This window comes from Dyella sp. ASV21 (genome assembly GCF_016428975.1).
Taxonomy (GTDB): Bacteria; Pseudomonadota; Gammaproteobacteria; order Xanthomonadales; family Rhodanobacteraceae; genus Dyella.
The window spans coordinates 1-6399 of record NZ_JAELTT010000116.1 but is presented as its reverse complement, the minus strand read 5'-3'; the positions used below and the strand labels follow the sequence as shown (position 1 = coordinate 6399).

Here is a 6399-nt window from a genome sequence, read left to right as displayed (position 1 = left end):
GGAGGAATACACGCCCGAGGACATCACCGCGCGCGCGGAAACCGGTAGCGATCCGCTGTGCGTGCGCACGGTGGAAACGCTGGCGGGTATTTTCGGTAGCGTGGCCGGCGATCTCGTGCTCAGCTTGGGCGGCTGGGCCGGCGTGTACCTCACCGGCGGCGTGTTGCCGATTCTGCTGCCCTGGCTCAAGCACGGCGGCTTCCGTGAGCGCTTCGAATCCAAGGGCCGTTTCCGCGAAACCATGGAACAGGTACCCACCGTGGCGATGATGCATCCGGAGCCGGGCCTGCTCGGTGCCGCCGCCCTTGCCGTGCTCGACGCCGGCAAGCCGCTTGTGCCCGGTGCCTGATACGGTTGCGGGCGGCGCACCTTGTAGCGCTCGCCCGCTCCGCCCCCCTTACTCGTAAGAGCGCGTCACCAGCTTCGGCTGTACCGCGCTGAAGCTACGCGCGTTGTCGACGTAGTAGTCGAGCATCTCCATGCCCGACGGGCCGGCAGGTACGCTCACCTGCTGGTGATAGACGGCGTCGACCGTGCTCGCAGAGGGCGACACGAACTCACCCGCGCTTGAGCATGCGCCAGCGCCATCGCGCAGCTCCATGCGCCCGGAGGCCGCGGCTGCACTGTCACAAGTGCCCGAGACAATCTTCCCCACGAACGTGATCTTGCCTGTTGGCCCCTGGGCGGCATGTGCAGCGCCTGCCAGAGCGAGTGCAACGACAGCGATATGGAAGATACGCTTCATGGGATTCTCCTTGTCTTGTCGATACCAATGGCATCGAACCTGACGCAGCACAGCGGGCTGTACCGCTTTTTCGGCATCCGCGTCGTGGATGCCACCTGGCGACAAGATTTCGCAGACAGCTCGCCGGTCGATGCGATGAAGAAAGCGACCTTTTCAAACGGCCTGCGTAGTCATACCGCCTTGGAAATCAGGCTATATCCCTACGACAATTTGGTCTGTCGTCCTGCCCTCGGAGTTTTTGCAAACACCATCACCTTTTTCAAATGAAACTATCATGGCCATGTGAAAGCCCTACAAAAACGCCTTCCGCCACTCAACTGACGAACCCCATGCAACCACCACAGACCAGTTTCCTGTTCGACCTCGACGGCACGCTCGTCGACAGCGTTTATCAGCACGTGCTGGCCTGGAAGGAAGCACTCGATCGCGAGGGCGTGGATCTTTCGGTGTGGCGAATCCATCGCAAGATCGGCATGAGTGGCGGGCTGTTCACCAACATCCTGCTGCGCGAGACCGGCCTGGAGATCACCGAGGAACGCCTGATGCGCCTGCGTACGTGGCACGCGGAGGCTTACAACCGGCAGGCCACGCAAGGCTCGGTGCGCCCGCTGCCCGGCGCGCGCGAACTGCTGATGTTTCTCACGGAGGAACGTATTCCGTGGGCCATCGCCACCAGCGGACGCATGCAGACAGCTGCGCATAACCTGGAGGCGCTTGGCGTCGACCCGTCCAAGGTGCCGGTGGTGACACGCGACCAGGTACGCCACGCCAAACCCGATCCGGATCTGTTCATCACGGCAGCGCATCGCCTGGGCGTGGATATTCACCACAGCCTGGTCATCGGCGACAGCATCTGGGACATGCTGGCGGCGCAGCGCGCACGCGCGCTCGGCGTGGGACTGCTGTCGGGCGGCTACGGCCAGGAAGAATTGGAAGATGCAGGCGCCTTTCGCGTCTACGAAGACCCCGCCGACCTGCTCAAGCGCATCGACGAGGTGGCGGCTCGCCGCTAAGCATCTCCACGGTGAGTCCTGCCGACAGCGTTCGCTGGATCGCTGACGGCGAGTCACTACGTCAGGCGCGATTCATCGCCCCAGCGCTGCCTGCGGTAGTCTCCAACACTGGATGTCATTGAAAGAAGGCCGCCATGCGCCGCTACCTCGCCATGCTCCCTCTCGCCCTGCTTGCAGCCTGCTCGCCCGCGGCGCCGCCGCCTGAGCAGAATCCACCCAAGCCACAAGCCGCCGCCTCTGCGCCGGACAACCCCGTACTCGGTTCGCCGCAATGGTATGCGTGGGTAGACCAGCGCCTGCATATCAGTGACGACCATGGCCCCGATCGGGGCTCGGACGAATGGAACCGCGCCGTGCAGCACAAGCTCGGCCAGGAAGCGCCGGCGGCGACACCCGGTTCACCGCAGTGGCAACAGGCGGTGGATGCCTTGCTGCGCACACGCCCCGCGCTGTGACACCGCTCGGCGTGACCCTTAACCCGGCGCCAGCAGCGCGTCCAGGTCGGACTGGTCGAAGCTGAGCTTTTCGCGCGTACCACCACCTTCCAGCACGGCTTCGGCAAGCTCGGCCTTGCGCGCTTTCATTTCCTCGATGCGCTCTTCCACCGTGCCGCCGGTAATCAGGCGGAACACGAATACAGGCTTGTCCTGACCGATGCGGTGCGCACGGTCGGAAGCCTGTGCCTCGGCGGCCGGATTCCACCATGGGTCGTAATGGATCACGGTGTCGGCTGCGGTGAGGTTGAGGCCCACGCCGCCGGCCTTGAGGGAAAGCAGGAACAGCGGTGCTTCGCCTTCCTGGAATTGGCGCACTGGTTCAGCGCGATCGCGCGTTTCGCCAGTGAGCGTGACGTACTTAATGCGCTGGCGATCCAGTTCGTGCGCTATCAGCTTGAGCATTTCGGTGAACTGCGAGAACAGCAGCACCTTGCGCCCTTCCGCCAGCAGCGCGGGCAGCATGTCCATCAGCAACTCGAACTTGGCCGAGTCGCGAATGCCGCGCGCGGCCTCCAGCTTCACCAGACGCGGATCGCAGCAGACCTGACGCAATTTGAGCAGCGCATCGAGCACCACGATGCCGCTGTGCGCGATGCCGCGCTGCGCGATGACCTCGCGCAACTCCTCCGCCAATGACAGGCGCAGGCTTTCGTACAGCTCACGCTGACGGCCCTCCAGCACCACACGGCGGGTTATCTCGGTCTTGGGCGGCAACTCGCTGGCCACCTGCGACTTGGTACGACGCAGGATGAACGGCGCCAGGCGGCGATTGAGTCGCTCCTGGCAATCGGTATCGCGGTGACGTTCGATGGGCACACGGTAGTGGCGACGAAACGCGCCTTCGTCGCCCAGCAAGCCCGGCACGGCCAGATCGACCTGCGACCACAGTTCGCCCAGGTGGTTTTCCAGCGGCGTGCCCGTGAGGCAGATGCAACGCGGCGCGCGCAGGCTGAGCACCGCGCGGCGCGCTTGCGTGCGCGGGTTCTTCACCTGCTGCGCTTCGTCCAGCACGATCAGCGAGAACTGCTGCTTGCGCAGCGTGACCACATCGCGCGGCAGCAAGGCATAGCTGGTCAGCACCACGTCATGCGCGCCCAGCTGCGAGAAATCACCGCTGCGCTGCGGGCCGTGCAGCGCGAGCACGCGCAGGGCCGGCGCAAAGCGGGCCACTTCCGACAGCCAGTTCGGAATGAGACTGGTGGGCACCACCACCAACGCTGGCTCGACCAGCGCGCCGCGATCCTTCAGCGCCAGCAGATGGGTGATGAGCTGCAGCGTCTTGCCCAGGCCCATGTCGTCGGCCAGCACGCCGCCCACGCCCGCCTCGGCCAGCGCGTTGAGCCAACGCAAGCCTTCGCGCTGATACGGGCGCAACTCCACGGTGAGGCCCGCGGGCACGGCATCGCTGGCGCGCTCGGCGGCATCACGCAGGCGTGCGGTGAAACCGCGCAGCGCATCGGGCGCCACCAATTCTCCCCCGCTGGGCAACGCCTCGACGATTTCTTCCAGGCGCCCGGCCTGCACACGTGGCAGGTGCAGCTTTTTGCGCGGACGCTCCAGGTATTCGGCCAACGGCGCCAACAGGCCGCGCAGCTCTTTAAGTCGTACCGGCACGCGGCGGCGCTCGTCCACCGGGGCGTACCACACCGCGTCCTCCGGTTCGTTGGGCACCGGGCTCAGGTTCAACTGATGATCCGCCAGCGCCTGCGCCACCACGGGCAAGAGGTTGTGCCGCTTGCCCTCCAGTTCGATGCCGATCTCCAGGTCGAAGGCATGGTCGTCGGCGTCTTCCACCGCGTTGCCATACCAGCGCACCGGGCCCTCCAGCACTTCGAACGGGAAGCTGGGCGCGTAGTCGAGCACGAAGCCTTCGGCTTCCAGCTTGGGGCGCAAGGCCAGCCAACGCGCGGGCGTATTTACTTCCAGTGCGCCGGCGTAGCCCTTGCCGGGAAATAGCCAGGCATCATCGGGCAAGGTGTCGGCCAGATCCCAGGGCAAGCCTTCGGTGTCCACGCCGGGAGTGAGGCCGGCGCGTTCAAGTTGCTCCATCGCGGACAGCTCTTCGGCACGACGGCGGATGATCTCCACCAAGTGCCCCTGGCGCACGCGACGCACCAGCGGCTCGCCCCCGCGACCCGGCAGGCGCTCGCCCGCGTAGTCGAAGGCGAGGCGCGCATAACCCAGCGGCGGCGTGCCTGCGGCCAGGCGCGCATGGCGGGTAAGCGCATGCAGGGTCAGCACCGGCTTGGGCGCCAACTCGGAGTGGCGCATTTCGCCCAATACCTGCGGCAACGGCAGGCGATGCGAGAGGCGGCTATGCGGCAGCGCCTGGCGCAGCGTCTGGGCGTATTCGTGCTTGAGCGGCGGCAAGTCGAGCCAGGCGGCTTCTTCCGGCGGCGCTTCCAGATGCCCCAGCTCCGCACGCTCGGCATCCAGGTACCACAGCGCATCGATGCGCAGCAGGCGGTGATTGGACGGCAGCGAAGGCAGCAGTCGCTGGCTGCCGTCCTGTTCCAGTTGCCATTGCCAGTTGAGCTGGTGCGCTTTGCCGCGCGACAGGCGCAGGCCAGCGAGGCCGCCAAGGAAACATGGCGAGGTATCGAGGATTTCCGCCAGCAAGGCGTCGCCTACATGACCGGACAGGCGCGCATAACTGCGGCTCTTGCGCAGGCTCTGCGGCAGGCCGAGCACGGTGGCGGCCAGACGCTGCTCATGCGGCTGCAGGGGCAACTGGCCCATGTGTTTGCTGTCCAGCGGCGCGGGACGCACGAAGCGTCCCTGCTCGCCCACCGTCAGCAATACGGGAGCCACGTCCAAGTGTGCGTAGGCCACGCCGTCCTCGAGCATCACTTCGAGGAAAAAGCCGAGCACGCTCGGTTCGTGCGTTGTCCCCGCCGAGGCGGGAGCGGCCAACAGCTTGCGCCATACGCCAGGCAGCGGCTCTACGCCGCCATCACCGCGCGGGGTGCTCAGACTGCCGTGCTGTTTATCGTCCGGTGACTGCATGCGCATTCAGCTCGCCAGGGCGACCAAAAGATTCAGCTTAGCAAGGCTGTTGCGCGCGTGCGCGTCTCATCGCCCGGTTTTTCGTGCAAGGCGATGCGACTTTTTGCGTGATCGTTCAGACAGCGCTCAAAACGGCCCGAACAAGCCCTGGGGATATTCGGGCTTCTGCTCGCGCGACATCAGTGCCTTCAGCCCTTCGACGGGGGTGACTTCACCGTGCAGCACGGCGCGCACGCCGCTGCTGATCGGCAGATCCAACCCGTGCTTGGTGGCCAGGCGCGCCACTTCGTCGGCCGTGAGCACACTTTCCACCACCTGACCGATCTCGCGCACGGCGTCGTCGATGGCCTGACCGCGACCCAAGGCGAGGCCGAGGCGGCGGTTGCGCGAAAGGTCGCCGGTACAGGTGAGCACCAGGTCGCCCAGGCCGGCCAGACCCATCAGGGTTTCCGGTCGCGCGCCAAGCGCCACGCCCAGGCGCAGCATTTCGTTCATGCCACGGGTAATCAGGCCCGCGCGGGCATTGAGGCCCAGCTCCATGCCGTCAGCCACACCGGTGGCCACGGCCAGCACGTTCTTCATGGCGCCGCCCAGTTCCGCACCGAGCACGTCACTGCCGGAATACGCGCGGAAGTTGGGCGCGTGCAACAGGCTGGCCATCTCGCGGCCGAAAGCCTCGTCATCGGAATGCACGGTGACGGCGCTGGGCATGCCGGCGGCGACTTCCTTGGCGAAGGAGGGGCCGGTCACCACGGCGGCCGGCCGGCCGGGGAAGCGCTCATCCACCAGTTCGTGCAGGAAGCGACCCGTACCGGGCTCAAAGCCCTTGGTGGCCCAGGCGATGCGGGCATCGGGCGCCAGGTACGGCGCAATCTCCTCCAGCATGGAGGCGAACGCGTGGCTGGGCACTACGATCAGCACGATCTGGGCACCGCGCAGGGCGGCAGCCAGGTCGGGCTCGTAGACCAGTTCGGGCGGCAGCTCGATATCCGGCAGGTAGCGCTGATTGCAATGGGTTTCAGCCATCACTCGCAGCGCGGCGGCATCGCGCCCCCACAACCGGGTCGGAACCTGGTTGCGGGCGGCGAGGGCCGCCAGGGCGGTACCCCACGAGCCGGCGCCCAGGACGGCTAGCGTC

At 66.2% G+C, this 6399-nt stretch carries 7 protein-coding genes; 4 read left to right on the top strand and 3 right to left on the bottom strand.

Annotated features, from left to right (window positions below; translation table 11 throughout):
• A partial coding sequence (locus tag JHD67_RS20585) for a glucokinase (RefSeq protein WP_199101033.1) occupies positions 1-349 on the top strand: 349 nt, incomplete at its 5' end.
• A 48-nt stretch (positions 350-397) separates the two neighbouring features.
• Here the strand turns inward: JHD67_RS20585 and JHD67_RS20580 are convergent.
• The gene (locus tag JHD67_RS20580; RefSeq protein WP_199101032.1) at positions 398-745 is read right to left on the bottom strand and encodes a hypothetical protein; all 348 of its coding nucleotides are present in this window, start codon (positions 743-745) and stop codon (positions 398-400) included.
• Here JHD67_RS20580 and JHD67_RS20575 point away from each other — a divergent pair.
• The 3 genes from JHD67_RS20575 to JHD67_RS20565 all read left to right on the top strand — a co-directional run bounded on the left by JHD67_RS20575 (position 728) and on the right by JHD67_RS20565 (position 2213).
• Positions 728-1012, top strand: coding sequence for a hypothetical protein (locus JHD67_RS20575; RefSeq protein WP_199101031.1), 285 nt, complete (start codon positions 728-730; stop codon positions 1010-1012). The two genes, JHD67_RS20580 and JHD67_RS20575, sit on opposite strands and share 18 nt — an antisense overlap.
• A 62-nt stretch (positions 1013-1074) precedes the next feature.
• A complete protein-coding gene (locus tag JHD67_RS20570) occupies positions 1075-1758 on the top strand; it encodes an HAD family hydrolase (protein ID WP_199101030.1) in 684 nt (227 codons plus the stop codon).
• 134 nt (positions 1759-1892) lie between these two features.
• A complete protein-coding gene (locus JHD67_RS20565) occupies positions 1893-2213 on the top strand; it encodes a hypothetical protein (RefSeq protein ID WP_199101029.1) in 321 nt (106 codons plus the stop codon).
• A gap of 18 nt (positions 2214-2231) precedes the next feature.
• Here the strand turns inward: JHD67_RS20565 and JHD67_RS20560 are convergent, their stop codons facing one another.
• Complete coding sequence (locus JHD67_RS20560; protein WP_199101028.1) at positions 2232-5261, bottom strand: DEAD/DEAH box helicase; 3030 nt, start codon at positions 5259-5261, stop codon at positions 2232-2234.
• A 126-nt stretch (positions 5262-5387) separates the two neighbouring features.
• Positions 5388-6399: NAD(P)H-dependent glycerol-3-phosphate dehydrogenase (locus JHD67_RS20555; RefSeq protein WP_233172143.1), on the bottom strand; the 1012-nt coding region annotated here is incomplete at its 5' end.

Coding starts and splice junctions, on each gene's coding strand:
- JHD67_RS20570 (WP_199101030.1), top strand. CDS start 1,075: ATGCAACCACCACAGACCAGTTTCCTGTTCGACCTCGACGGCACGCTC.
- JHD67_RS20565 (WP_199101029.1), top strand. CDS start 1,893: ATGCGCCGCTACCTCGCCATGCTCCCTCTCGCCCTGCTTGCAGCCTGC.
- JHD67_RS20560 (WP_199101028.1), bottom strand. CDS start 5,261: ATGCAGTCACCGGACGATAAACAGCACGGCAGTCTGAGCACCCCGCGC.
- JHD67_RS20580 (WP_199101032.1), bottom strand. CDS start 745: ATGAAGCGTATCTTCCATATCGCTGTCGTTGCACTCGCTCTGGCAGGC.
- JHD67_RS20575 (WP_199101031.1), top strand. CDS start 728: ATGGAAGATACGCTTCATGGGATTCTCCTTGTCTTGTCGATACCAATG.